At 69.8% G+C, this 23,816-nt stretch carries 26 protein-coding genes; 18 read left to right on the plus strand and 8 right to left on the minus strand.

Annotation, left to right across the window (positions count from 1 at the left end):
* Positions 1-4: 4 nt before the first annotated feature.
* From ACYQ8K_RS09230 to ACYQ8K_RS09245, 4 genes are all read right to left on the minus strand, one after another.
* Complete coding sequence (locus tag ACYQ8K_RS09230) at positions 5-1,369, minus strand: hypothetical protein (RefSeq protein WP_459968233.1); 1,365 nt, start codon at positions 1,367-1,369, stop codon at positions 5-7.
* Positions 1,366-1,728 (minus strand): hypothetical protein, encoded by a 363-nt coding sequence (locus tag ACYQ8K_RS09235; RefSeq protein ID WP_459968235.1) that lies wholly within the window; start codon positions 1,726-1,728, stop codon positions 1,366-1,368. The genes ACYQ8K_RS09230 and ACYQ8K_RS09235 overlap by 4 nt, the downstream gene beginning before the upstream one ends.
* A gap of 4 nt (positions 1,729-1,732) precedes the next feature.
* Positions 1,733-3,565: a hypothetical protein gene (locus tag ACYQ8K_RS09240; RefSeq protein ID WP_459968237.1), complete on the minus strand. Its 1,833-nt coding sequence runs from the start codon at positions 3,563-3,565 to the stop codon at positions 1,733-1,735.
* A gap of 113 nt (positions 3,566-3,678) precedes the next feature.
* Entirely contained in the window at positions 3,679-3,870 is a 192-nt protein-coding gene (locus tag ACYQ8K_RS09245; RefSeq protein WP_459968239.1) for a hypothetical protein, read from the minus strand.
* Positions 3,871-4,005: 135 nt separating this feature from the next.
* On the opposite strand from ACYQ8K_RS09245, the gene bioB reads away from it, so the two are divergent.
* From bioB to ACYQ8K_RS09260, 3 genes are read left to right on the plus strand one after another with little or no spacing between them, the layout of a single operon-like run.
* Positions 4,006-5,043 (plus strand): biotin synthase BioB, encoded by a 1,038-nt coding sequence (gene bioB / locus ACYQ8K_RS09250; protein WP_459968241.1) that lies wholly within the window; start codon positions 4,006-4,008, stop codon positions 5,041-5,043.
* A 29-nt stretch (positions 5,044-5,072) separates the two neighbouring features.
* A complete protein-coding gene (bsaP, locus tag ACYQ8K_RS09255; RefSeq protein ID WP_459968243.1) occupies positions 5,073-5,309 on the plus strand; it encodes a biotin synthase auxiliary protein BsaP in 237 nt (78 codons plus the stop codon).
* Positions 5,306-5,983 carry a DUF2567 domain-containing protein gene (locus ACYQ8K_RS09260; RefSeq protein ID WP_459968244.1) on the plus strand — a complete coding sequence of 226 codons (678 nt, stop codon included), beginning with the start codon at positions 5,306-5,308 and terminating at the stop codon, positions 5,981-5,983. Before bsaP ends, ACYQ8K_RS09260 begins: the two co-directional genes overlap by 4 nt.
* Here ACYQ8K_RS09260 and ACYQ8K_RS09265 read toward each other — a convergent pair.
* Both ACYQ8K_RS09265 and ACYQ8K_RS09270 read right to left on the minus strand, forming a co-directional pair.
* On the minus strand, positions 5,949-7,289 hold the full coding sequence (locus ACYQ8K_RS09265) for a lipase family protein (protein WP_459968246.1): 1,341 nt from the start codon (positions 7,287-7,289) through the stop codon (positions 5,949-5,951). The two genes, ACYQ8K_RS09260 and ACYQ8K_RS09265, sit on opposite strands and share 35 nt — an antisense overlap.
* Positions 7,290-7,450: 161 nt before the next feature.
* Positions 7,451-8,176, minus strand: coding sequence for an NUDIX hydrolase (locus tag ACYQ8K_RS09270; protein ID WP_459968247.1), 726 nt, complete (start codon positions 8,174-8,176; stop codon positions 7,451-7,453).
* 46 nt (positions 8,177-8,222) lie between these two features.
* On the opposite strand from ACYQ8K_RS09270, the gene nadA reads away from it, so the two are divergent.
* From nadA to nadC, 3 genes are read left to right on the plus strand one after another with little or no spacing between them, the layout of a single operon-like run.
* Positions 8,223-9,272: a quinolinate synthase NadA gene (gene nadA / locus ACYQ8K_RS09275; protein WP_459968249.1), complete on the plus strand. Its 1,050-nt coding sequence runs from the start codon at positions 8,223-8,225 to the stop codon at positions 9,270-9,272.
* Positions 9,269-10,849: an L-aspartate oxidase gene (locus ACYQ8K_RS09280; protein WP_459968251.1), complete on the plus strand. Its 1,581-nt coding sequence runs from the start codon at positions 9,269-9,271 to the stop codon at positions 10,847-10,849. The genes nadA and ACYQ8K_RS09280 overlap by 4 nt, the downstream gene beginning before the upstream one ends.
* The gene (gene nadC, locus ACYQ8K_RS09285; protein ID WP_459968253.1) at positions 10,846-11,706 is read left to right on the plus strand and encodes a carboxylating nicotinate-nucleotide diphosphorylase; all 861 of its coding nucleotides are present in this window, start codon (positions 10,846-10,848) and stop codon (positions 11,704-11,706) included. The genes ACYQ8K_RS09280 and nadC overlap by 4 nt, the downstream gene beginning before the upstream one ends.
* A gap of 84 nt (positions 11,707-11,790) precedes the next feature.
* Here the strand turns inward: nadC and ACYQ8K_RS09290 are convergent, their stop codons facing one another.
* Positions 11,791-12,204, minus strand: coding sequence for a nitroreductase family deazaflavin-dependent oxidoreductase (locus ACYQ8K_RS09290; protein ID WP_459968254.1), 414 nt, complete (start codon positions 12,202-12,204; stop codon positions 11,791-11,793).
* A 96-nt stretch (positions 12,205-12,300) separates the two neighbouring features.
* Here ACYQ8K_RS09290 and hisD point away from each other — a divergent pair, with 96 nt between their 5' ends.
* The 9 genes from hisD (at position 12,301) to ACYQ8K_RS09335 (ending at position 19,984) form a co-directional block, all read left to right on the plus strand.
* Positions 12,301-13,659: a histidinol dehydrogenase gene (hisD, locus tag ACYQ8K_RS09295; protein WP_459968256.1), complete on the plus strand. Its 1,359-nt coding sequence runs from the start codon at positions 12,301-12,303 to the stop codon at positions 13,657-13,659.
* On the plus strand, positions 13,656-14,798 hold the full coding sequence (locus ACYQ8K_RS09300) for a histidinol-phosphate transaminase (RefSeq protein ID WP_459968258.1): 1,143 nt from the start codon (positions 13,656-13,658) through the stop codon (positions 14,796-14,798). Before hisD ends, ACYQ8K_RS09300 begins: the two co-directional genes overlap by 4 nt.
* Positions 14,795-15,415 carry an imidazoleglycerol-phosphate dehydratase HisB gene (gene hisB / locus ACYQ8K_RS09305; RefSeq protein ID WP_459968260.1) on the plus strand — a complete coding sequence of 207 codons (621 nt, stop codon included), beginning with the start codon at positions 14,795-14,797 and terminating at the stop codon, positions 15,413-15,415. The genes ACYQ8K_RS09300 and hisB overlap by 4 nt, the downstream gene beginning before the upstream one ends.
* Positions 15,412-16,035, plus strand: a complete 624-nt coding sequence (hisH, locus tag ACYQ8K_RS09310) for an imidazole glycerol phosphate synthase subunit HisH (RefSeq protein WP_459968262.1) — start codon at positions 15,412-15,414, stop codon at positions 16,033-16,035. Before hisB ends, hisH begins: the two co-directional genes overlap by 4 nt.
* A gap of 82 nt (positions 16,036-16,117) precedes the next feature.
* A complete protein-coding gene (gene priA / locus ACYQ8K_RS09315; RefSeq protein WP_459968264.1) occupies positions 16,118-16,849 on the plus strand; it encodes a bifunctional 1-(5-phosphoribosyl)-5-((5-phosphoribosylamino)methylideneamino)imidazole-4-carboxamide isomerase/phosphoribosylanthranilate isomerase PriA in 732 nt (243 codons plus the stop codon).
* Between the two features lie 6 nt (positions 16,850-16,855).
* Positions 16,856-17,656: an inositol monophosphatase family protein gene (locus tag ACYQ8K_RS09320; protein WP_459968266.1), complete on the plus strand. Its 801-nt coding sequence runs from the start codon at positions 16,856-16,858 to the stop codon at positions 17,654-17,656.
* Between the two features lies 1 nt (position 17,657).
* Positions 17,658-18,446: an imidazole glycerol phosphate synthase subunit HisF gene (gene hisF / locus ACYQ8K_RS09325; protein ID WP_459968268.1), complete on the plus strand. Its 789-nt coding sequence runs from the start codon at positions 17,658-17,660 to the stop codon at positions 18,444-18,446.
* Positions 18,443-18,790, plus strand: coding sequence for a phosphoribosyl-AMP cyclohydrolase (gene hisI, locus ACYQ8K_RS09330; RefSeq protein WP_459968270.1), 348 nt, complete (start codon positions 18,443-18,445; stop codon positions 18,788-18,790). Before hisF ends, hisI begins: the two co-directional genes overlap by 4 nt.
* A 102-nt stretch (positions 18,791-18,892) precedes the next feature.
* Positions 18,893-19,984, plus strand: coding sequence for a calcium:cation antiporter (locus ACYQ8K_RS09335; protein WP_459968272.1), 1,092 nt, complete (start codon positions 18,893-18,895; stop codon positions 19,982-19,984).
* A 3-nt stretch (positions 19,985-19,987) separates the two neighbouring features.
* On the opposite strand, the gene ACYQ8K_RS09340 is transcribed toward ACYQ8K_RS09335, so the two are convergent.
* Entirely contained in the window at positions 19,988-20,446 is a 459-nt protein-coding gene (locus tag ACYQ8K_RS09340) for a peroxiredoxin (RefSeq protein ID WP_459968274.1), read from the minus strand.
* 187 nt (positions 20,447-20,633) lie between these two features.
* Here ACYQ8K_RS09340 and ACYQ8K_RS09345 point away from each other — a divergent pair, with 187 nt between their 5' ends.
* The 3 genes from ACYQ8K_RS09345 to trpC all read left to right on the plus strand — a co-directional run bounded on the left by ACYQ8K_RS09345 (position 20,634) and on the right by trpC (position 23,784).
* Positions 20,634-22,172, plus strand: a complete 1,539-nt coding sequence (locus ACYQ8K_RS09345) for an anthranilate synthase component I (protein WP_459968276.1) — start codon at positions 20,634-20,636, stop codon at positions 22,170-22,172.
* Positions 22,165-22,851 (plus strand): TIGR02234 family membrane protein, encoded by a 687-nt coding sequence (locus tag ACYQ8K_RS09350; protein ID WP_459968278.1) that lies wholly within the window; start codon positions 22,165-22,167, stop codon positions 22,849-22,851. Before ACYQ8K_RS09345 ends, ACYQ8K_RS09350 begins: the two co-directional genes overlap by 8 nt.
* A gap of 114 nt (positions 22,852-22,965) precedes the next feature.
* On the plus strand, positions 22,966-23,784 hold the full coding sequence (gene trpC / locus ACYQ8K_RS09355; protein WP_007776189.1) for an indole-3-glycerol phosphate synthase TrpC: 819 nt from the start codon (positions 22,966-22,968) through the stop codon (positions 23,782-23,784).
* Positions 23,785-23,816: the final 32 nt, after the last annotated feature.

Genomic DNA, 23,816 nt, shown 5'->3' on the forward strand with positions numbered 1-23,816 from the left:
ACGCCTACCCCCCGAAGAGCAAATACAAACCGGTGAAGGTGTAGCCGACCATTACCAGCATCATCGTCAGTTGGCCGGTGAGCTGATGGCCGGCGGGGAGCAGCCGCAGGGCTTTGTCGTGGGCCGCGATCACCGCGACGATGTGCCCGGTGACCACGCAGGTCACCTTGATCGCGGCCAGCACCGGCGGGTGCATGGACAAGACGTAGGCCACGTGCAGATGCGCCAGGCCGAGCAGATTCCACCCATGGCCGAACGGGTCGGCCAGCGCGAACACCGCTTGCTGTCCACGCTCCACCAGATAGGACAGGTAGTGCGCGAAGATGTAGCCGACGACGATGGGGATCATTGAATGCGCCATCTCGCCGGGCAATTCGCGGCGCCGCTGCGCGGTGACCCCGCCGGTGGCGCGCGCAGCAAGTGAAAACGTCACTGCCACAACACAAATGAAGACGACCAGTCCGATTGTGCGCAGTATCGACGACGCCAATGTCGGGGGAGCGGCGAATTCACGGGTGAGCTGATCGGAGAAGCCGCGCCACGTCGGCGACGACGAGAAACTGTCGAACGCCAGCGAGCCGAGCAGCACCGCCAGCAGCACCACGACGCCCGGCCGCACCGGCAGCGAGGGCAGGTGGTCGAGCGGGTTTCCGACGACGATCTTTGCGGTGTCCCGGTTGCGCCGAAAGGGCGAGAGCCGGGAGACCGCCATGCTGTACACGCCGAACGGGTCGGCGCGGGCCAGCCAGCGCTGGCCGCACAGCCACGCGCCGACCAGCATCAGCACGGCGTAGGCGGCTATCCACGTTCGCACCCACGCCAGTGCCGCCGGATTGGGGCTGGCCAGCTCCATCCAGACGAAGGCGAACAGGCCGACCGCGGCGGGGCGGTAGCCCCATCCTTCGGGGTAGGACAGCCGGGGCCGGCCGAACCGCTCCGGGACGACACGGCGCAGCAGCAGATACACCGTGCGCATCGGCGAGATCACCCGCCACACCGGCCCGATGGCCAGCGACAGCGCCACCAGCCCGACCCACAGCAGCACGTAGAACGCGCCGAGCAGCGCGTTGGACTCCGATTCGGGGCCCCATATTCCGGCGGCTACCACCCACCCCGAGAACACCAGGGCCAGCGCGGCCGCCGACCACCGGGTAACCCGGGAGTCGACGAACGTCGTCAGCGCCGTCGGCATGGGGCGTCCCGGCTTGAGCGGATCGAACCGCGGTCGCCGCCACGCGAACGCCACCAGGGCGAAGGTGAAGGTGAGCGCCCATGCCGCCCCGACCATCGCGTAGGCGTAGGGCACCGGAAGGTCACCCGACCCACCGAGGCCGTGCGCGAGCACCACCGCCGCGGCGGCGGAGCTCACGACTGCACTTGGATCGTTGCGATGGTGCGGTCCAGGTGGTGCAGCTCCACCGCGACGTTGCCGGGAACGTCGACGGCGAATCCGAACGTCTGGTTGGGAGCGGCGGCGACCTGGAACTTGTGATCCGGCGTCGAGTGCACGTGCAGCTCGTCGGTGGCGTCGCTGCTCACGTGCAGCGTGATCTGCTGGTGCACCTTGGCCTGCAGCGTGGCGTTGGTCGGGGTGACCTGCCCGTTGGCGATGGTCACGTCGATCATCAGCGGTGCGGCCGGGGACTCACTGGTCGAACCGGCGCAGCCGACCAGGCCGCAGACCAGTGCGGCCGCCCACGCTGCGATGAGAGCGCCTCGAAGGGTCATGGATTCACGCCGCCCGCGGGATCTGTTGCTTGTCCTCGACGGGTTCGGGCTCGGTGATCGCGTAGCCGAGCCGGCCCGCACCCCAGGTCAGGCCGGCGACCACCATCAGCGTCAGGAACAGCACCACGAACGAGCCGGCGGTGAACAGCCATACCGGGGCGTTCTGGTCACGCTCGCGCTGCAGGATGGTGATCTCCTGCACGAACGGCCGGTTCATCGCCGGCAGCGCCGGAACCTCGGGTGCCGGGATGGCGTCGTCGGCCGGCTCGTAGATCGGCACCGCGGTCATCGTGTAGCCGTCCTGAACCCGGAGGAGGGTTTTCCACGATCCCCAGACCGGCAGCGGTTGGGTGGACCGGTAGTGGCCCGGGCCGACCTTGTCGAGACGGTCGATCTGCAGGCCGCGGTTGTTCTCCATCCGGCCCTGCCAGGACAGGATCGTCACCCAGTCCGGATGGTCGCTGACCATGTCGGCGGGCTGGAGTTGAACGTCGGCCGACACCATGCGTTTTCCGGGTGCGCTCGGCAGGTCGGTCAGCATGATCGTCGCGTTGTTCTGCCGCGGCACGACGATGTGCAGGCCATTGGCCACCGCGCCGCCGATCACCAGCACCGTGGCCACGACGGCCGAGATGCCGACGGCCCGGCCGGGGAGCCGTTGCCCGGTGAGCACCAGTCCGAACAGGGCGCCGCACATCCCCATCAGCACCGCGACCGGCACGGCCATGGCCAGGGCCTCGCCCCACATGCTGATCGGCCACGGGTAGTGGTACACCGCCGCGATCCACAGTGATTCCAGGAAGAGCCCGACGGTGCCCACGCCCAGGCCGGCGACGGCACCGAAAACGATGGGGCGCTTGAACACCGGGGTCAGCGCGACCAGCTCGACGGCCAGCGCCGGGCCGAGATACAGCGGGAACCAGTTGATCGGGGCGGCCAGTATCGGCCCGACCAGCAGGGCGACGCCGCCGCGCAGCGCGATGGCGAAGATCGCCGCGATCAGGGCCGCGCCCCGCCCCATGGTGATGCGCGCGGCGACCGCCGCCAGCGCCGCCGCCGCGGCGATCAGCATGGGCTGGAACACCAGGCGGAATTGGGGAACACCGAAGTCGAACTCGATCTGATAAACCGACAAGCCGATGAACAACCCGCCGAAGGACAGGTAGCGCAGGAAGGTGATGACAACGCCGTGATAGACCTGCTCGCCCTCGTCGACCTCACCCTCGCGCTCCAGCATCAGCACCGCGAACAGTGAAAAGCACGCGCCGCCAATCATCATCAAATGTGTTGGGCCCCAAAGGGTTACGTCTTGTCCGAAGATGCGGTGCCAGATGTCGTCGAGCGGGAAACCGATCATCGCGTATAGTCCGCAGCCGGCCATCAGCACGCCGCCCACCGGGGCATGCCAGTTGCGCGTGATGCGCACCGGCGCGGGACCGGGCCTGTCGAACGGCAGGACGACCGACACCATGCCGGCCAGGAAAACCCCGAACAATCCGATGATGATGAAGTAGTGCGCCGGGTTGGCCAGCGGGCCCGGGTCACGGCCGTTGCCGATGTGCCAGCTGACGTCCCAGATGAATCCGAACAGCGCGCAGATGATCGATGTGGTGAAGATCAGGACCGGCAGCGCCACCCAGTTGGGCCGGTGGAACTTCTCGCCCATCTTGTCGGCCGCGCGGGTCAGCCACTGGATGCGATGAGTGCGATGGGCGTGGCCCACCCACAGCATCAGCAGCGTGATCACCACCGCGGCGATCGACAGCCCGATCACCTGGTTCAGCCCCGCGCCGCGCGCGGGCGCCTCAGCAACAATCGTCAGTTCATTCGACCGCATCGTCGTGCCTCCCAACCGCGCCGGGCTGCCCCGGAGGATCCGATTGATGTCAACCGCTTATTACCGTCAAGTAGGGTCGTGATTGTTTGTTTAATGCCCCGATCCAGGGCTCGTCAATCACGCTCTTTGTCGGGCGTGTCGGGACGGGAAGCGTCCTTGCCGGCGCCGGTGGTCGCCCGGCCTTCCCGGCGGTCGCGCAGCGCGATGTACAAGACCACCCCGACGACGATCACCGCAGGCAGAAACGCCGGCGCCGCCAACAGCAGGTAGTGGTGGGCCACGAATTCGACGTGCGGAGTCACCATGGTCGTATACCCATAGGTAGGTCGTGTAGTTCGGCCGTTACCCTACTTTGAACACCTTTTCATTCACCGCTGCCATCACACCTGGCAGATGTGTCCCCACGCGCGGGCACGAGAAAGAGGCAAGGGGAGTACCTGGTGACTCAAGCGGCAACTCGACCGACGGCCGAAACCGGCAACGACGAGGACATTCTGGCGGTAGCCCGGCAGCAGGTGCTGGAGGATGGCCGGGGACTGAGCCGGGACCAGGTGCTGCGGGTGCTGCAGCTGCCCGACGACCGCCTCGACGAGCTGCTGGCGCTGGCCCATGACGTGCGGATGCGCTGGTGCGGCCCCGAGGTCGAGGTCGAGGGCATCATCAGCCTGAAGACCGGCGGCTGCCCGGAGGATTGCCACTTCTGCTCGCAGTCGGGGCTGTTCGCGTCGCCGGTGCGCAGCGCGCGGCTCGACATCCCCAGCCTGGTCGAGGCGGCCAAGCAGACCGCCAAGTCCGGCGCCACCGAGTTCTGCATCGTGGCGGCGGTTCGCGGGCCCGACGAGCGGCTGATGGCCCAGGTCGCGGCCGGCATCGAGGCGATCCGCAACGAGGTCGAGATCAACGTCGCGTGCTCGCTGGGCATGCTCACCTCCGAGCAGGTGAATGAGCTGGCGGCGATGGGCGTGCACCGCTACAACCACAACCTCGAGACCGCTCGCTCGTTCTTCACCAACGTCGTCACCACCCACACCTGGGAAGAGCGCTGGGAGACGCTGTCGATGGTCCGCGACGCCGGCATGGAGGTGTGCTGCGGCGGCATCCTGGGCATGGGCGAAACCCTCGAGCAGCGCGCGGAATTCGCCGCCGAGCTGGCCGAGCTGGGCCCCGACGAGGTGCCGCTGAACTTCCTCAACCCGCGGCCCGGCACCCCGTTCGGCGACTTGGAGGTCATGCCGGCCAGCGAGGCGCTGAAGTCGGTGGCCGCGTTCCGGCTGGCGCTGCCGCGCACCATGCTGCGCTTCGCCGGGGGCCGCGAGATCACGCTGGGCGACCTGGGTGCCAAGAAGGGCATCCTGGGCGGCATCAACGCCGTGATCGTCGGCAACTACCTGACCACGCTGGGCCGGCCCGCCGAATCCGACCTGGAATTGCTGGACGACCTGCAGATGCCCCTCAAGGGGCTCAACGCCAGCTTGTAGGCCGGCTTCGCGGCTAGGGTTGGAGACTTGTGGTTGGCGATTTGGGCGCCCTGGGAGCAGTAGTCAGCGCCGGCGTCTACAACGTCTACACCGGGGAATTAGGGGGCACCACAGTGCCGACAGCGGCTCAGTTGGGTCTCGAGCCTCCCCGGTTCTGCGCGGCGTGCGGTCGCCGGATGGTGGTGCAGGTTCGCCCCGACGGCTGGCGCGCGCGCTGCTCGAGGCACGGTGAGGTCGATTCCGGCGATCTGGAGACGCAGCGGTGACCGAGCCGGCCAAGACCGATACGCCGCTCGTCACCGTTTCCCGGCGGGCCCGGGTGCGCGCGCTGCTGGTCGTCGCCCTGGGGTCGGCGGTCACCGGCCTGGTGATCGGCGGCGTCTGGGCATGGATCGTCCCGCCGATTCGCGCCGTGGTGGCCCTCACCCGTTCGGGCGAGCGGGTCCATGACTATCTGGGCAACGAGTCCGAGCACTTCTTCGTCGCGCCGGCCCTGCTGCTGGGGCTGCTGACCGTGCTGGCGGTGGTCGGCTCGGTCGGGGTGTGGCAGTGGCGCGAGCACCGGGGGCCCGCGATGGTCATCGCGCTGTCGAGCGGCATGGTGGCGGCGGCAGCGTTGGCGTCGGCGGTGGGGGCCGGCCTGGTCCGGCTGAGCTACGGCGCCCTGAACTTCGACGCGGTTCCGCTGACGAAGAGCCCGTCGGTTGCCTACGTCACGCAGGCGCCACCGGTGTTCTTCTCGACCGGTCCGCTGCAGATCGCGGTGACCCTGTTGTGGCCGGCCGGCATCGCGGCCCTGGTCTACGCCGTGCGGGCGGCCGCGGACGCCCGCGACGACCTGGGTGCGCTCCCGCCGGAGCCCAGGCCTTCCGAAGCGCTGCCGGTGGGACGCGGAAGCGCCGGTGTCATAGCGGGCGGCGGCCGATCTTGCGGCCCGTGACGACCTTGGCCGCGATTTTGAGCAGCCGGGCCATGCCGACGTAGGTCATCGGGTTGAACATCGTCGGCCACGTGGTGCGGACCAGGTTCTCGGTCAGCGGGCGGCCTTCGAACCGATCCGTCAGCCAGCGCAGCGTCATCGGAGCCGAGAGCGGGTGCAGCATCATGTGCTCGTTGAAGGCGTCGCGGTGGTAGGTGACGTGCGCGCCGCCGGCCGAATACGCGTCCGCGAGCACGTCGATGTCGTGGACGTCGATCAGGTAGTCGTGCACCGCCTGCACGATCAGCACCGGCGGCGTCGGGACGGCGGCACCCAGCTTGATGTGGTCGAAGACGTAGGTGACTTCGGGGGTGGACAGGATCTGCTCGAGCGGCTGGTCGAGGTAGTCGCCCATGTTCTTGCCGGCCATCCGCACCACGGCTTCCACCGTCGTCATCTTCTCCAGCGAGTCGAGCAGGGCGCGCCCCTCCTCGTTGGTGTGTTCCCGGATCACCCGGTCCAGATCGGGATAGATATGCGCGAGCGCGGCCACCACCAGCGCGGGAAGCCCCGACAGGAAGCTGCCGTTGAGCCGGCGGAACGTGTTGCCCAGGTCGCCGACGGGCGAGCCCAGCACCGCGCCGACGATGTCCAGCTCGGGCGCGTATTCGGCGCACGTCTCGGCGGCCCAGGCGCTGGCCAGTCCGCCGCCGGAGTATCCCCACAGCCCGACGGGGGCGGTGGCGGACAGGTTGAGGCGCTCCGAGTTGCGCGCGGCCCGGATGCCGTCCAGGACGCGGTAGCCCGGTTCGTACGGCGCGCCCCACAGGCCGCGCAGGCCTTCGTGGTCGGGCACGGACACGGCCCACCCCTCGGCCACGGCGGCGGCGATCAGGAAGAGCTCGAACTGTCCGATGGCGCCCAGCGCCTTCGCCCGGCGCCGCAGCGCGTAGGAGGGGAAGCAGCGCGACGAGACGGCGTCGATCGCGCACTGGTACGACAGCAGCGGGCAGGACTGGCCCGGAGCCAGCTCGGCAGGGACGATCACCGTCGTGGCGGTGGCCTCCGGCTCGCCGTTCATGTCCATGGTCCGGTACAGCAGCTGGATGGCCTTGATGGGCTGCGGGATCAGGCCGAGGAACGCCAGCTCGACGTCGCGCGAGCGCAGCACGGTCCCGGGCTCGGCGTGCTGGAAGCCCAGCGGCGGCTGATAGAACGGGTCGTCCGAGGGCAGCAGCGGACGCACCTTGTGCTGCAGTTCCTCGTGCGGCGGCCGGGCGATCCATTCCGCGCCCTGCGTGCCTGCGAGGTTGCCGAGCTCAGCCATTGAGGCTCCCTTCGTGGCCACCCGGCATTCTCGCGCACGAACAGCGGGTAACCAAAACGTAATCGCCGCAGTGTGAGCGACTTCTCGTCACTGTGGCCAGGCCAGAACGCCACTGAAAGTTCAATCGCCCCCGCGCCGCCCGATGACGCCCTTCCGCCAGCCTAGCCTGGCAGCCCCGGCGGCCTGAGCGCGGCGAACTCGTCGGTGACCCGCAACGCCGCGTCGGTGAACCGGTACAGCGCGGCCGGACGCCCGCCGCTGCGCCCGGATTGTGCGATGGTGCCGGTCGCCCTGATGACGCCGCGCCGGGCCAGCACCCGCTGCAGGTTCGTCGCGTCGACCTGATAGCCCAGCGCGGCGCCGTAGATGTCGCGCAGCGTGGAAAGCGCGAATTCCCTTGGCGCCAAAGCGAAGCCGATATTGGTGTAGGACAGCTTGGCGATCAGCCGGGTGCGGGCGTTGTCCACCATCTGACCGTGATCGAAGGCCATCGGCGGCAGCGAGTTCACCGGATGCCAGCGGGTATCCGGCGGCAGCTCGGGGCTGGCGGGGGAGGGCACCAGGCCCAGGAAAGTGGACGCGATCACGCGCGTGTCCGGCACCCGGTGCGGGTCGGAGAACACCGCAAGCTGTTCCAGGTGGGCCAGCTCTTTGAGGTCGACCTTCTCGGCCAGCTGGCGCCGGACCGAGGTGATCATGTCCTCGTCGTTGCGCAACTGCCCGCCCGGCAACGACCACGTGCCCTGTTGCGGCTCCCGGGCGCGCTGCCATAACAGCACGTTCAACTGCGGTTTCGCCGCCCGGCGTCCCTTCGTAACCTGTGCGGTCACTTCGCGAACCTGGAACACGACCGCGAGCACTTCGTGAGCGGTGCTACCATGGGCCATGTTTTCGATTATAAGTCGAAAACCTCCTGGGCTGAAAGGAGCCACCATGACGGTTATCAATCGCATGGACACGCTCGCCGAAGACATGGTCGCCGACATCACGAATTCACCAGCCGGGTACGCCGGCGTCGCCGGCGATGAGCAATGGGCCGCCGAGATTCGCCGCCTGGCCAAGCTGCGCGGCGCCACGGTACTGGCGCACAACTACCAGCTGCCCGAGATCCAGGACGTCGCCGACCACGTGGGCGACTCGCTGGCGCTGTCGCGGATCGCCGCCGAGGCGCCCGAGGACACCATCGTCTTCTGCGGCGTGCACCTCATGGCCGAGACCGCCAAGATCCTGAGCCCGGACAAGACCGTGCTCATCCCGGACCAGCGCGCCGGCTGCTCGCTGGCCGATTCCATCACCGCCGACGAGCTGCGCGCCTGGAAGGACGAACACCCCGGCGCGGTCGTCGTCTCCTATGTCAACACGACGGCGGCGGTCAAGGCGCTCACCGACATCTGCTGCACCTCGTCCAACGCGGTCGAGGTGGTCGAGTCCATCGACCCCGACCGTGAGGTGCTGTTCTGCCCGGATCAGTTCCTCGGCGCACACGTCCGCCGGATGACCGGTCGCGAGAACCTGCACGTGTGGGCGGGCGAATGCCACGTGCACGCCGGGATCAACGGCGACGAGCTCAATGACCAGGCCCGCGCCAACCCCGATGCCGAACTGTTCGTGCATCCTGAATGTGGTTGCGCCACTTCGGCCCTGTATCTCGCGGGCGAAGGCGCCTTCCCGCCGGACCGGGTGAAGATCCTGTCCACCGGCGGCATGCTGGAGGCCGCCAACCAGACCAACGCACGCAAGGTGCTGGTCGCCACCGAGGTCGGCATGCTCTATCAATTGCGCCGGGCCGCACCGCAAGTCGATTTCCGCGCGGTCAACGACCGCGCTTCCTGCAAGTTCATGAAGATGATCACCCCGGCCGCGCTGCTGCGCTGCCTCGTCGAGGGTGCCGACGAGGTCGATGTCGATCCCGACGTCGCCGCCGCCGGTCGGCGCAGCGTGCAGCGAATGATCGAAATCGGCCAGCCGGGCGGTGGCGAGTGACCGCCCGTCCCCAGTGGACGCACAGTACCGACGTCGTCGTCGTCGGTACCGGCGTCGCGGGATTGGCCGCCGCGCTGGCCGCGCACCGCGCCGGGCGCAGCGTCGTCGTGCTGAGCAAGGCCCACCAGGTCCGCGGGGCGACCGCGACGCATTACGCGCAGGGCGGCATCGCGGTGGTGCTGCCCGACAATGACGATTCGGTGGAGGCCCACGTCGCCGACACGGTGGTCGCGGGCGCGGGTCTGTGCGACCCCCAGGCGGTCTACTCCATCGTCGCCGACGGATACGCGGCCGTCGCCGAATTGGTCGGCGACGGAGCACGTTTCGACGAAGCCGCGCCGGGCAAGTGGGCGCTCACCCGCGAGGGCGGACACTCCCGGCGCCGCATCGTGCATGCCGGCGGCGACGCCACCGGCGCGGAGGTGCAGCGCGCCCTCGACCACGCCGCGCGCACCCTGGACATCCGCACCGCCCATGTGGGGCTGCGGGTGCTGCACGACGGTGCGGCCGTGACCGGTGTCCTGGTCGGCACGCCCGACGGGTACGGAATCATCAGCGCGCCGTCGGTGATCCTGGCCTCCGGCGGCCTCGGGCACCTGTACGGCGCGACCACCAACCCCGAGGGCTCCACCGGCGACGGCATCGCGCTGGGCCTGTGGGCCGGTGTCGCGGTCAGCGATCTCGAGTTCATCCAGTTCCACCCCACGATGCTCTTCGCCCCCGATGCCGCCAGCGGGCGGCGGCCGCTGGTCACCGAGGCCATCCGCGGTGAGGGTGCGAAACTGGTTGACCGGCAAGGTGATTCGGTGACGGCCGGTGTTCACCCGATGGGGGACCTGGCGCCCCGCGACGTCGTCGCCGCGGCCATCGACGCCCGGCTGAAGGCCACCGGCGACGCCTGCGTCTTCCTCGACGCACGCCACATCGGCGACTTCGCCAACCGGTTCCCGACGGTGACCGCCGCGTGCCGGGCCGCCGGCATCGACCCCGTCCGGCAACCCATCCCGGTTGTCCCCGGGGCGCATTACAGCTGCGGTGGCATCGTGACCGATGTCTACGGCCAGACCGAACTGCCCGGGTTGTTCGCCGCGGGCGAGGTGGCGCGCACCGGACTGCACGGCGCCAACCGGTTGGCGTCCAACAGCCTGCTGGAAGGTCTGGTGGTCGGCGGGCGGGCCGGCAAATCGGCGGCCGCGCACGCCGCGACGACGGGGCGGGTGCACGCGGTCGCGCCCGAGCCGCTCGTCCACGCCGCTCCCGAGCGCGCCGAGCTGCAGCGCGCGATGAGCCGCGACGCGTCGGTGGTGCGCGATGCCGCCGGGCTGACCCGGCTGTCCACCCTCCTGTCGCAGGCGCCGCCGCGTCCCGTGTCCGGGCGCCGCGAGTTCGAGGATGTCGCGCTGGCCGTCGCCGCCCGCGCGGTCACGGCCGCGGCCCTGGCCCGCGCCGAGAGCCGGGGCTGCCATCACCGCGAGGAATATCCGCAGACCGCGTCCGAGCTGGGGCGCAGCAACGTGCTGCGCCTGGCCGACGACCAGGACGCGGTGCTGGTGGAGGCGTTGGCGGCGGTCGTATGACCACGATGTCCGACTGCGAACTGACCGCGGCGCGCGAAACCATCAAGCGGGGCCTGGTCGAGGACCTGCGCTACGGGCCCGACATCACCACCCTGGCCACGGTGCCTGCCGAGGCGGTGGCGACCGCCTCGATGGTGCCCCGCGAGCCCGGTGTCATCGCCGGCATCGACATCGCGCTGCTGGTGCTCGACGAGGTGCTTGGCGCCCGCGGCTACGAGGTGATCGACCGCGTCGAGGACGGGGCCCGCCTGGACCCGGGCCAGCCGGTGCTGACGCTGCGCGCCGAGACCCGCGGCCTGCTGACCGCCGAGCGGACCATGCTGAATCTGATCTGCCACCTGTCGGGGATCGCCACCACGACGGCGCACTGGGTGGACGCGGTGCACGGCACCAAGGCCCAGGTGCGCGACACCCGCAAAACCCTGCCCGGCCTTCGCGTCCTGCAGAAATACGCGGTCCGGGTCGGGGGCGGCGTGAACCACCGCCTGGGGCTCGGTGACGCCGCCTTGATCAAGGACAACCACGTGGTGGCCGCGGGATCGGTGGTGGAAGCGCTGCGGGCCGTGCGCGAGGCGGCACCGGATCTGCCGTGCGAGGTGGAAGTGGATTCACTCGAGCAACTCGACGAGGTGCTGCCCGAGAAGCCCGAGCTCATCCTGCTGGACAACTTCCCGGTGTGGCAGACGCAGATGGCCGTGCAGCGCCGCGACGCGCGGGCACCCGCGGTGCTGCTGGAGTCCTCGGGCGGGCTCAGCCTGGAGAACGCGGCCGCGTACGCCGCGACCGGGGTGGACTACCTGGCCGTCGGCGCGCTGACCCATTCGGTGCGGGTGCTCGACATCGGCCTGGATATGTAGTGATTCAGTGCGCGCTCCGTCGAGTGTGCATCGCGGGCTCCAGCGCCACACTCAACGCGGGCCGTGGCGTTTCGGGCGCCGGCCTCAGGCGATGTCGCCGACGAACACGCCGATCCGGCGCAGCTGCATGCGCGCCATGCCCGGCAGGCCGTCCCCGTCCGAGCCGGCGGGCAGGATCCGCGGGTTGATCAGGTGCACCGTGCGGTTGCGGCTCAACTGGACGTCCGCCTCGCCCGCGGCCAGCACGTTCTTCACCCAGTTCGTCTTGCCGTGGCCCAGCGCGATCGCCAGGGTGTTGCCCTTGCGATACGTGGTCACGATGGTCTCGTAGGGCTTGCCCGACGTGCGGCCCCGGTGCTTGATTGTCGCGGTTCCGGGCAGGTACCGCACGATCGGCTTCAGCGCCGGATTGAAGTATTTGATCTGGAACCGCTCGAACCAGGGCGGGAAGACCATCGGGATGCCCGGGGCGTTGTTGGGGTGATCCTTCGCGGACATGGCGGCTCCCTGGGTCGGCTCTGCTATTCAGCGCGGGGTATGGCCTCGATACCGGCACTGTACCGGGCGGATATCGACTTGAGTTCCTCTGGGACAATGGACACCGTGAGCACCACCCAACCGTCGCCGATGGCCCGTATCGACCTGCGGGGCGCGGAGTTGACGGCTGCCCGGTTGCGGGCGGCGCTGCCCCGCGGCGGCGCCGACGTGGAGGCGGTGCTGCCCAAGGTCCGCCCGATCGTGCAGGCCGTCGCCGAGCGCGGCGCCGAAGCCGCCCTCGAGTTCGGCGCCACGTTCGACGGGGTCCGGCCCCCGGCCGTCCGGGTGCCCGACGCCGCGCTCGAGAAGGCCCTGGCCGAACTGGACGTCAGGGTGGCCGACGCGCTGCGGGTGATGATCGAACGCACCCGCGCCGTGCACGCCGACCAGCGTCGCACCGACGTCACGACCACCCTGGGTCCGGGCGCGACCGTGACCGAGCGGTGGGTTCCGGTCGACCGGGTAGGTCTCTACGTGCCCGGCGGCAACGCCGTCTACCCCTCCAGCGTGGTGATGAACGTGGTGCCGGCCCAGGCCGCCGGCGTCGCCTCGCTGGTGGTGGCCAGCCCGCCGCAGGCGCAATGCCGGGGCCAGTTTCAAGGCCTGCCGCACCCGACGATCCTGGCCGCGGCCCGGCTGCTGGGCGTCGACGAGGTGTGGGCCGTGGGCGGCGCGCAGGCGGTGGCGTTGCTGGCCTATGGCGGCACCGACCTCGACGGCGCCGAGCTGGCGCCCGTCGACATGATCACCGGGCCCGGCAACATCTACGTCACCGCCGCCAAGCGGCTGTGCCGGTCGCACGTCGGGATCGATGCCGAGGCCGGCCCGACCGAGATCGCGATCCTGGCCGACCACACCGCCGAGCCGGGGCACGTCGCGGCCGACCTGATCAGTCAGGCCGAGCACGACGAGATGGCCGGCAGCGTGCTGGTCACCCCCAGCGCGGAGCTGGCCGCCGCCACCGACGCGGAGCTGGCCAACCAGCTGCAGACCACCGTGCACCGCGACCGGGTGACGGCCGCACTCGGCGGGCGCCAATCGGCCATCATCCTGGTCGATGACCTGGACGCCGGCATAGAAGTGGTCAACGCCTACGCCGCCGAACACCTGGAGATCCAGACCGTCGACGCGGCCGCAGTGGCGGACCGAATCCGTTCGGCCGGAGCCATTTTCGTCGGCCCGTATGCGCCGGTGAGCCTCGGCGACTATTGCGCCGGATCCAATCACGTGCTGCCCACCGCGGGCAGCGCCCGGCACTCCAGTGGACTGTCGGTGCAGACCTTCCTGCGCGGCATTCACGTCGTCGACTACACCGAGGCGGCGCTCAAAGACGTGTCCGGACATGTGATCGCGCTCGCCGAGGCCGAGGACCTGCCGTCACACGGCGAAGCGGTACGGCGGAGGTTCGAGCGATGAGCACCGACAGGCCCACGCGCCAACCGACACTGGATGACCTGCCGCTGCGCGACGACCTGCGCGGCAAATCGCCTTACGGTGCACCGCAATTGGACGTCCCGGTGCGGCTGAACACCAACGAGAACCCGCATCCGCCGAGCAAGGCGCTGGTGGACGATGTGGTTCGGTCGGTGGGCGAGGCCGCCGCTGACCTGCACCGCTACCCCGACCGCGACGCGGTGGCGCTGCGGACCGACCTGGCCGCCTACCTGAGCGCCCAGACCGGCGTCCCGCTGGCGGTCGAAAACCTCTGGGCGGCAAACGGTTCCAATGAGATCCTGCAGCAGCTGCTGCAGGCCTTCGGGGGCCCGAGGCGCACCGCCATCGGTTTCGTCCCGTCCTATTCGATGCACCCGATCATCGCCGACGGCACCCGCACCGAATGGCTGCAGGCCGCCCGCGCCGACGATTTCGGCCTGGACATCGACGCCGCGGTCGCCGCCGTTATCGAACGTCAACCCGATGTGGTGTTCGTCGCCAGCCCGAATAACCCGTCCGGGCAGAGTGTTCCGTTGCCGGACCTGCGGCGGCTGCTCGACGTGGTGCCCGGCATACTGATCGTCGACGAGGCCTACGGCGAATTCTCTTCGCAGCCCAGCGCCGTCGAGCTGGTGGGCGAGTACCCGACCAAGCTGATCGTCTCGCGCACCATGAGCAAGGCGTTCGCGTTCGCCGGCGGCCGGCTGGGCTACCTGATCGCCACCCCGGCGGTGATCGACGCGATGCTGCTGGTGCGGCTGCCGTATCACCTGTCGGTGCTCACCCAGGCCGCCGCCCGTGCCGCGCTGCGGCACGCCGATGACACGCTGGGCAGCGTGGCGACACTGATCGCAGAACGCGAGCGCGTCTCAACGGCCTTGGCCGGCATGGGTTTTCGGGTCATACCCAGCGATGCGAACTTCGTGCTGTTCGGGGAATTCGCCGACGCGCCGGCCACCTGGCAACGCTATCTGGACGCCGGCGTACTCATCCGCGACGTCGGCATCCCCGGCTACCTGCGCGCCACCACCGGACTGGCCGCGGAGAACGACGCCTTCCTGCGCGCCAGTGCCGAGCTGGCCGCCACCGAACTCGCCCCCAGCCCCGTAGGAGCACCGTGACAGCGACCGCCACCCGTCGTGCGCGCATCGAGCGCCGCACGAAGGAATCCGACATCGTCATCGAGCTCGACCTCGACGGCACCGGCCAGGTCGACATCGACACCGGTGTGCCCTTCTACGACCACATGCTCACGGCCCTGGGCAGTCACGCCAGCTTCGACCTGACCGTGCGCACCAAGGGCGACGTCGAAATCGAGGGACACCACACCATCGAGGACACCGCCATCGCGCTGGGGCAGGCGCTCGGCCAGGCCCTGGGCGACAAACGGGGCATCCGGCGGTTCGGCGACGCCTTCATCCCGATGGACGAGACGCTGGCCCACGCGTCGGTCGACGTGTCCGGCCGGCCCTACTGTGTGCACAGCGGAGAACCGGATCACCTGCAGCACACCACCATTGCCGGCAACTCGGTGCCGTATCACACCGTCATCAACCGGCACGTGTTCGAGTCGCTGGCGATGAATGCGCGCATCGCGCTGCACGTGCGCGTCCTGTACGGGCGCGACCCGCACCACATCACCGAGGCGCAGTACAAGGCGGTCGCCCGCGCGCTGCGTCAGGCGGTGGAGTCCGACCCCCGGGTGTCGGATGTGCCGTCCACCAAAGGGGTTCTGTGACGGCACTCAAGAAAGTCGTTGTCCTTGACTACGGTTCGGGCAACCTCCGGTCGGCTCAGCGTGCCCTCGAGCGGGTCGGCGCGTCGGTCGAGGTGACCGGCGACGCCGATGCCGCGGCCGCCGCCGACGGCCTGGTGGTGCCCGGCGTCGGCGCCTACGAGGCCTGCATGACGGGGCTGCGCAACATCGGCGGCGAGCGCATCATCGCCGAGCGGGTCGCCGCCGGGCGCCCGGTGCTGGGCGTCTGCGTCGGCATGCAGATCCTGTTCGCCCGCGGCGTCGAATTCAGTGTGGAGACGCAGGGGTGCGGCCAGTGGCCGGGCTACGTCACGCGGCTGCAGGCGCCGGTCATCCCGCACATGGGCTGGAACGTCGTCGAATCCGGGCCCGGCACCGTCCTGTTCAAGGGACTCGATGCCGACACCCGGTTCTACTTCGTGCACTCCTACGCCGCGCAGCAGTGGGAGGGCCCGCCCGACGCGGTGCTGACGTGGGCCACCCACGAGGGCCCGTTTCTGGCAGCGGTCGAGGACGGGCCGCTGTCGGCCACCCAATTCCACCCGGAGAAGAGCGGGGATGCGGGCGCGGCCGTGTTGAGCAATTGGGTCCAGGGATTGTGAAGGGCCTCGCGAAAGCGCTTTCTAGCAAGCAACGTCCGGGGATGCGCGTAACGCGTTGCGGTCTCGGCACACAGGAGGGAATGTGTTGATCTTGTTGCCCGCGGTCGACGTGGTCGACGGCCGTGCCGTGCGTCTGGTGCAGGGCAAGGCGGGCAGTGAAACCGAATACGGCTCGGCGCTGGACGCCGCGCTGACCTGGCAGCGCGATGGCGCCGAATGGATCCATCTGGTCGACCTGGACGCGGCGTTTGGGCGCGGCTCCAATCGTGAACTGCTGGCCGAAGTGGTCGGCAAGCTCGACGTGCAGGTGGAGCTGTCCGGCGGGATCCGCGACGACGATTCGCTGGCCGCCGCCCTGGCCACCGGCTGCGCCCGGGTGAACTTGGGCACGGCGGCCCTCGAGGACCCGCAGTGGTGTGCGCGGGCGATCGGGGAGCACGGCGACAAGGTCGCCGTCGGCCTGGACGTCCAGATAGTCGATGGCGCGCACCGGCTGCGCGGTCGGGGCTGGGAAACCGACGGCGGCGACCTGTGGGAGGTGCTGGAACGCCTTGACGGGCAAGGGTGTTCGCGGTTCGTGGTCACCGATGTGACCAAGGACGGCACGCTGGGCGGCCCCAATCTGGACCTGCTGGCGTCCGTGGCCGACCGCACCGACGCTCCGGTGATCGCCTCCGGGGGCGTGTCCAGCCTCGATGACCTGCGCGCGATCGCCACCCTGACCGGCCGCGGGATCGAGGGCGCCATCGTGGGCAAGGCCCTCTACGCGGGCCGATTCACCCTGCCTCAGGCGCTGGCCGCGGTGGCGGAGTAGCGCCGCGTGGACGTGCATACGCTGGTGGCGCAGGCGTCGGCGATTCTCGACGACGCGGTCGAACCGTTCCTTGCCGGGCACCGGGCCGATTCGGCGGTCCGCAAGAAGGGCAACGACTTCGCCACCGACGTGGACCTCGCGATCGAGCGAGAGGTGGTCGCCGCACTCGTCGAGGCCACCGGGATCGGGGTGCACGGCGAGGAATTCGGCGGTTCGGCCGTCGATTCGCCGTGGGTGTGGGTGTTGGATCCCGTCGACGGCACCTTCAACTACGCGGCCGGATCGCCGATGGCCGGGATCCTGCTCGGCCTGCTGCACGACGGCGACCCGGTGGCCGGACTGACCTGGTTGCCGTTCATCGATCAGCGCTACACCGCGGTGGCGGGCGGGCCGTTGCGCAAGAACGGGGTGCCGCAGCCGCCGCTGGCCACCATCGATTTGGCCGACGCCCTGGTTGGCGCCGGGTCGTTCAGCGCGGACGCGCGCGGCCGATTCCCGGGGCGCTACCGAATCGCGGTGCTTGAGAACCTCAGCCGGGTGTCCTCGCGGCTGCGCATGCACGGCTCCACCGGACTTGACCTGGCGTTCGTCGCCGACGGAATACTTGGTGCGGCAATAAGTTTCGGCGGCCACGTGTGGGACCACGCGGCCGGGGTGGCGTTGGTCCGTGCCGCCGGCGGTGTCGTCACCGATCTGGCCGGCGAGCCGTGGACTCCCTCGTCGGATTCCGCGCTGGCGGCCGGTCCGGCCGCGCACGCCGAGATCCTGGAAATCCTGCGCGCCACCGGCCGACCGGAGGACTACTGAGATGGCCCCCAAACCGCACGGCCTCGCGGTGCGAGTGATCCCCTGCCTGGACGTCGACGGCGGCCGGGTGGTCAAAGGCGTCAACTTCGAAAACCTCCGGGACGCGGGCGATCCCGTCGAACTCGCGGCCGCCTATGACGCCGAGGGCGCCGACGAGCTGACCTTTCTCGACGTGACCGCGTCGTCGTCCGGGCGGGCCACCATGCTCGAGGTGGTGCGCCGCACGGCCGAGCAGGTCTTCATCCCGTTGACCGTCGGTGGCGGGGTGCGCACGGTGGCCGACGTCGACGTCTTGCTGCGCGCGGGTGCCGACAAGGTGTCCATCAACACCGCCGCGATCGCCCGCCCCGAGCTGCTGGCCGAGATGGCGCGGCAGTTCGGCTCCCAGTGCATCGTGCTGTCCGTCGACGCCCGCACGGTGCCGCCGGGCGCGGTGCCGACCCCGTCGGGCTGGGAGGTCACCACGCACGGCGGGCGCCAGGGCACCGGGCTGGACGCGGTCGAGTGGGCTTCGCGCGGAGCCGATCTGGGGGTGGGGGAGATCCTGCTGAATTCGATGGACGCCGACGGCACCAAGGCCGGATTCGACTTGGAGATGCTGCAGGCGGTGCGGTCGGCGGTCACGGTGCCCGTCATCGCCAGCGGCGGCGCCGGGGCGGCCGAGCACTTCGCGCCCGCGGTTGCGGCCGGCGCCGATGCGGTGTTGGCGGCCAGCGTATTTCACTTCCGGGAGCTGACGATCGGCCAGGTGAAGGCCGCCATGGCCGCAGAAGGGATCACCGTGCGATGACGCTCGACCCGCAGATCGCCGCGCGGCTGAAGCGCAACGCCGACGGCCTGTTCGCCGCCGTCGTGCAGGAGCGCGGCAGCGGCGAGGTGCTGATGGTCGCCTGGATGGACGACGCGGCGCTGGCCCGGACCCTGGAAACCCGTGAGGCGACGTACTATTCACGCTCCCGCGGTGAGCAGTGGATCAAGGGGGCAACGTCCGGCCACACCCAGTACGTCCACGCGGTGCGGCTGGACTGCGACGGCGACACCGTGCTGCTGACGGTCGACCAGGTCGGCGCCGCCTGTCACACCGGGGATCACAGCTGCTTCGATGCCGACGTGCTGCTCGAGCCCGAGCGTTGAGCCGACGAATCAGCCCGGCACCGACCCGACAAGCGTGACCAGGCGTGTCTAGGGTCACTTTCCGCAGGCGTGGGCGCATGACTTCGACAAGAATGGCGGTCAATGTCGAAATGGTCGTCCTGGAACGTCGTTGTGCCGGTGCTTTCCGTCGTCGTGCTGGTTTTGATCTGGGGCGAGAGTCTCGGACCGGTGCTGGTCGGGGTGGCGGCGCTGTTTCTCATCGGCGCGGTGATTGCGGCGGTGCATCACGCGGAGGTGGTCGCACACCGCGTCGGTGAGCCATTCGGGTCGTTGGTGCTCGCGGCCGCGGTGACCGTCATCGAGGTGGCCCTGATCGTCGAGCTGATGGCGTCCGGGGGCAACGAGACGGCCACCCTGGCCCGCGACACAGCCTTCGCCGCGCTGATGATCACCACCAACGGGATCGCCGGGCTGTCGCTGCTGCTCGGTTCCCGGCGCTACGGCGTGACGCTGTTCAACGCCGAAGGCAGCGGCGCCGCGCTGGCCACGGTGACCACCCTGGCGACGCTGAGCCTGGTGCTGCCCGCGTTCACCACCACGGCCGTGGGCAAGGAGTTCTCACCCGGACAGCTCATCTTCGCCGCGGTCGCCTCGTTGCTGCTGTACCTGGTGTTCGTGTTCACCCAGACGGTGCGGCACCGCGATTTCTTCCTGCCGATCGCGCAGAAGGGGCAGAAGAGCCTGTTCGCGGACGAAAGCCATGCCGATCCGCCGACCACCCGCGCGGCGCTGACGAGCCTCGGGTTGATGCTCGGCGCGCTGGTGGCGGTGGTGGGGCTGGCCGAGGAGGAGTCGCCGGCGGTCGAGAAGGCGGTGACCGCGGTCGGCTTTCCGCAATCGTTCGTGGGCGTGATCATCGCCGCGCTGGTGCTGCTGCCCGAGACGCTGGCGGCCGTGCGGGCGGCGCGCCAGGGCCGCATCCAGATCAGCCTGAACCTGGCGTACGGGTCGGCGATGGCCAGCATCGGGCTCACCATTCCGGCGATCGCGCTGGCGTCGATCTGGCTCAAGGGGCCGCTGGTGCTCGGCCTCGGTGCCATCCAGCTCGTGTTGCTCGCCCTGACGGTGGTGATCAGCGTGCTGACGGTGGTGCCCGGGCGGGCGACCCGCCTGCAGGGCGAGGTGCATCTAGTGCTGCTGGCCGCCTACGTGTTCCTGGCGATCAGCCCCTGACGGTTACGTCCGGGCGCGCAGCGTGGCCAGCGCCTTGTCGGCATGGCTGTCCATGTTGAACTCGCTGGAGATCACCTCGAGCACCGTGCGGTCGGTGTCGATGACGAACGTCGTGCGCTTGACCGGCATCAGCTTGCCGAGCAGGCCACGCTTGACGCCGAACTGCGTGGCGACGGTGCCGTCGGCGTCCGACAGCAGCGGGTAGTCGAACTTCTGCAGGTCGGCGAACTTGGCCTGCTTCTGCACGGCGTCGGCACTGATGCCCACCCGGTTGGCCCCCGCCGCGGCGAATTCGGCGGCCAGGTCGCGGAAGTGGCACGCTTCCTTGGTGCAGCCGGGCGTCATCGCGGCCGGGTAGAAGAACAGCACCACCGGCCCGCCGGCGAGTAGTTCGCTGAGCTTGCGGGGCGTCCCGGTCTGATCGGGTAGCTCGAAGTCCGCGACGGTGTCACCAGGTTTCATGGCGGACACGCTACGCCGCCGCCGTCGTCGTCGGGCTGGGTCCGATGGCCCGACTCCTCCTCACCCCGTCCCGGGCTGCATCGTCGTCGGGCTGGGTCCGATGGCCCGACTCCTCCTCACCCCGTCCCGGGCTGCATCGTCGTCGGGCTGGCCCTAAGCGCAGCAACCCGTCTGGGAGGATGGTTCGGTGCACGCCCACCTCGCCGCGACGACCTCACGAGAGGATTTCCGCCAGCTGGCAGCCGAGCACCGCGTGGTTCCGGTGACCCGCAAGGTGCTGGCCGACAGCGAGACGCCGCTGTCGGCCTACCGCAAACTCGCCGCCAACCGCCCGGGCACCTTCCTGCTGGAGTCGGCCGAGCACGGCCGTTCCTGGTCGCGGTGGTCGTTCATCGGCGCCGGGGCGCCGTCGGCGCTGACCGTGCGCGACGGTGAGGCCGTCTGGCTGGGCGTGGTGCCACAGGACGCGCCGACCGGGGGTGACCCGCTGCAGGCCCTGCGCGCCACGCTGGAGCTGCTGGCCACCGGCCCGCTCGACGGGGTGCCGCCGCTGTCGGGCGGGATGGTCGGGTTCTTCGCCTACGACATGGTGCGGCGCCTGGAACGGCTGCCCGAGCTGGCCGTCGACGACCTCAAGCTGCCCGATATGTTGCTGCTGCTGGCTACGGATCTGGCGGCGGTCGACCACCACGAGGGCACGATCACGCTGATCGCCAACGCGGTGAACTGGAACGGGACCGACGAGCGGGTGGACGAGGCTTACGACGACGCGATCGCCCGCCTGGACGTGATGACGGCGGCGCTGGGCCAGCCGTTGCCGTCCACCGTCGGCACGTTCGAGCGGCCCGAGCCGTGTTACCGCGCGCAGCGCAGCGTGGAGGAGTACGGGAAGATCGTCGACTACCTGGTCGACCAGATCGCCGCGGGTGAGGCCTTCCAGGTGGTGCCGTCGCAACGGTTCGAAATGGACACCCACGTCGACCCGATCGACGTCTACCGGATGTTGCGGGTCACCAACCCGAGCCCGTACATGTATCTGCTGCAGGTACCGAATGGTGCTGGCGGAACGGACTTTTCGATCGTCGGCTCCAGTCCGGAGGCGCTGGTCACCGTGGCCGACGGCACCGCGACCACCCATCCGATCGCCGGCACCCGGTGGCGCGGGGACACCGAGGAAGAGGATCAGCTGCTGGAAAAGGAGCTGTTGGCCGACGAGAAGGAACGCGCCGAGCACCTGATGCTCGTCGACCTGGGCCGCAACGATCTGGGTCGGGTCTGCGCGCCGGGGACGGTGCGCGTCGAGGACTACAGCCACATCGAACGCTATAGCCACGTCATGCACCTGGTGTCGACGGTGACCGGCACGCTCGACGAGGGCCGCACCGCGCTGGACGCGGTGACGGCCTGTTTTCCGGCCGGCACGTTGTCGGGCGCACCGAAGGTCCGCGCCATGGAGCTCATCGAAGAGGTGGAGAAGACGCGCCGCGGCCTGTACGGCGGCGTGGTCGGCTACCTGGACTTCGCCGGCAATGCCGACTTCGCGATCGCCATCCGCACCGCCCTGATGCGCGACGGCACCGCCTACGTGCAATCCGGTGGCGGGGTGGTCGCGGACTCCAACGGTCCCTACGAGTACACCGAGGCGACGAACAAGGCCCGCGCGGTGCTGAGCGCGATCGCGGCCGCCGAGACGCTGACCGAACCCGGCCCCAGCGGCGATGAGTGAGACGGGCGCGGACACCGGCCGGCCGAAGAGCCGGTGGCTGATCCGGATTGCCCAGGCGGTGCTGGTGATTGCCGCCGGGACGTTGTGGCTGGCCTCACGCCTGCCGTGGGTCGTCATCCGGTCGTTCGACGGGCTGGGGCCGCCCAAACAGGTGACCTTGGCCGGCGGCGCGTGGTCGACGGCGCTGCTGCCGTTGGCGTTGCTCCTGCTGGCCGCGGCCGTCGCCGCCATCGCCGTGCGGGGTTGGCTGCTGCGCGCGCTGGCGGGCCTGCTGGCGGTGGTCAGCCTGGCGGTGGGCTACCTGGGGATCAGCCTGTGGGCGCTGCCCGACGTGGCGGTACGCGGCGCCGAGCTGGCGCACGTGTCGGTGATGACGCTGGTGGGAAGCGAGCGGCGGTACTGGGGCGCGGGCGTCACGGTGGCCGCCGCGGCGTGCACGCTGATCGCCGCCGTCCTGCTCATGCGCTCGGCGTCGGACTCGGGGTCGGCCCGCTCCAGCGCAATCAAGTACGCGGCACCGGCGACGCGCCGGTCGATTGCGCGACGCGACGAGGCCGACGGGGCGATGCTGGAGGAGCCGAAGACGCCGGGAATGTCGGAGCGGATGATCTGGGACGCGCTTGACGAGGGACGCGACCCAACCGATCGGCCGAACGAGTCTGACACCGAGGGTCGGTGACGGGCCGCAAGCCGCGGGCCGCTACCCTTCATTCACGTCGTCGCAATCGGCCGGGGACAACACAGTGTGGCCGTGGGATGACAGCGGACGACAGGGCGAAGGGAAACGACAGGCATGAGTCCGGCAACCGTGCTTGACTCCATCCTCGAGGGAGTCCGGGCCGACGTTGCCGCGCGCGAAGCGTTGATCAGCCTGTCCGAGATCAAGGCCGCCGCAGCGGCCGCGCCGCCGCCGCGCGACGTGATGGCGGCCCTGCGCGAGCCCGGAATTGGCGTCATCGCCGAAGTCAAGCGCGCCAGCCCGTCGGCGGGTTCGCTGGCCACCATTGCCGATCCGGCGAAACTGGCCCGGGCCTACGAAGACGGTGGCGCCCGCATCATCAGCGTGTTGACCGAGGAGCGCCGCTTCCACGGCTCGCTCGACGACCTCGACGCGGTTCGCGCGGCCGTCTCGATACCGATTCTGCGCAAAGACTTTGTCGTGCAGCCCTATCAGATTCACGAGGCCCGCGCGCACGGCGCCGACATGTTGCTGCTCATCGTCGCGGCGCTGGAGCAGTCGGCGTTGGTGTCGATGCTGGACCGCACCGAATCGCTGGGCATGACGGCACTCGTCGAGGTGCACACCGAGGAGGAAGCCGACCGGGCGCTCAAGGCCGGGGCCAACGTGATCGGCGTCAACGCCCGCGATCTGGCGACACTCGAGGTGGACCGGGACTGCTTCGCGCGCATCGCTCCCGGGCTGCCCAGCAACGTGATCAGGATCGCCGAATCCGGTGTGCGCGGTACGGGAGACCTGCTGGCGTACGCCGGTGCGGGTGCCGACGCCGTGCTGGTCGGCGAAGGTCTGGTCAAAAGTGGTGACCCGCGCGCCGCGGTCGCCGACCTGGTTACCGCGGGCACCCATCCGTCCTGTCCGAAACCGGCCCGCTAGTCACTACGCCACTGAAGAGCCCCAGCGCTGGA

The organism is Mycobacterium sp. MUNTM1 (assembly GCF_054660795.1).

Coding starts and splice junctions, on each gene's coding strand:
- hisF (WP_459968268.1), top strand. CDS start 17,658: ATGGCCCCCAAACCGCACGGCCTCGCGGTGCGAGTGATCCCCTGCCTG.
- nadC (WP_459968253.1), top strand. CDS start 10,846: ATGACCACGATGTCCGACTGCGAACTGACCGCGGCGCGCGAAACCATC.
- nadA (WP_459968249.1), top strand. CDS start 8,223: ATGACGGTTATCAATCGCATGGACACGCTCGCCGAAGACATGGTCGCC.
- hisD (WP_459968256.1), top strand. CDS start 12,301: ATGGACACCGTGAGCACCACCCAACCGTCGCCGATGGCCCGTATCGAC.
- ACYQ8K_RS09265 (WP_459968246.1), bottom strand. CDS start 7,289: ATGGCTGAGCTCGGCAACCTCGCAGGCACGCAGGGCGCGGAATGGATC.
- ACYQ8K_RS09290 (WP_459968254.1), bottom strand. CDS start 12,204: ATGTCCGCGAAGGATCACCCCAACAACGCCCCGGGCATCCCGATGGTC.
- ACYQ8K_RS09245 (WP_459968239.1), bottom strand. CDS start 3,870: ATGGTGACTCCGCACGTCGAATTCGTGGCCCACCACTACCTGCTGTTG.
- ACYQ8K_RS09235 (WP_459968235.1), bottom strand. CDS start 1,728: ATGACCCTTCGAGGCGCTCTCATCGCAGCGTGGGCGGCCGCACTGGTC.
- hisI (WP_459968270.1), top strand. CDS start 18,443: ATGACGCTCGACCCGCAGATCGCCGCGCGGCTGAAGCGCAACGCCGAC.
- ACYQ8K_RS09350 (WP_459968278.1), top strand. CDS start 22,165: ATGAGTGAGACGGGCGCGGACACCGGCCGGCCGAAGAGCCGGTGGCTG.
- ACYQ8K_RS09340 (WP_459968274.1), bottom strand. CDS start 20,446: ATGAAACCTGGTGACACCGTCGCGGACTTCGAGCTACCCGATCAGACC.
- ACYQ8K_RS09270 (WP_459968247.1), bottom strand. CDS start 8,176: ATGGCCCATGGTAGCACCGCTCACGAAGTGCTCGCGGTCGTGTTCCAG.
- ACYQ8K_RS09240 (WP_459968237.1), bottom strand. CDS start 3,565: ATGCGGTCGAATGAACTGACGATTGTTGCTGAGGCGCCCGCGCGCGGC.
- ACYQ8K_RS09335 (WP_459968272.1), top strand. CDS start 18,893: ATGTCGAAATGGTCGTCCTGGAACGTCGTTGTGCCGGTGCTTTCCGTC.
- trpC (WP_007776189.1), top strand. CDS start 22,966: ATGAGTCCGGCAACCGTGCTTGACTCCATCCTCGAGGGAGTCCGGGCC.
- ACYQ8K_RS09300 (WP_459968258.1), top strand. CDS start 13,656: ATGAGCACCGACAGGCCCACGCGCCAACCGACACTGGATGACCTGCCG.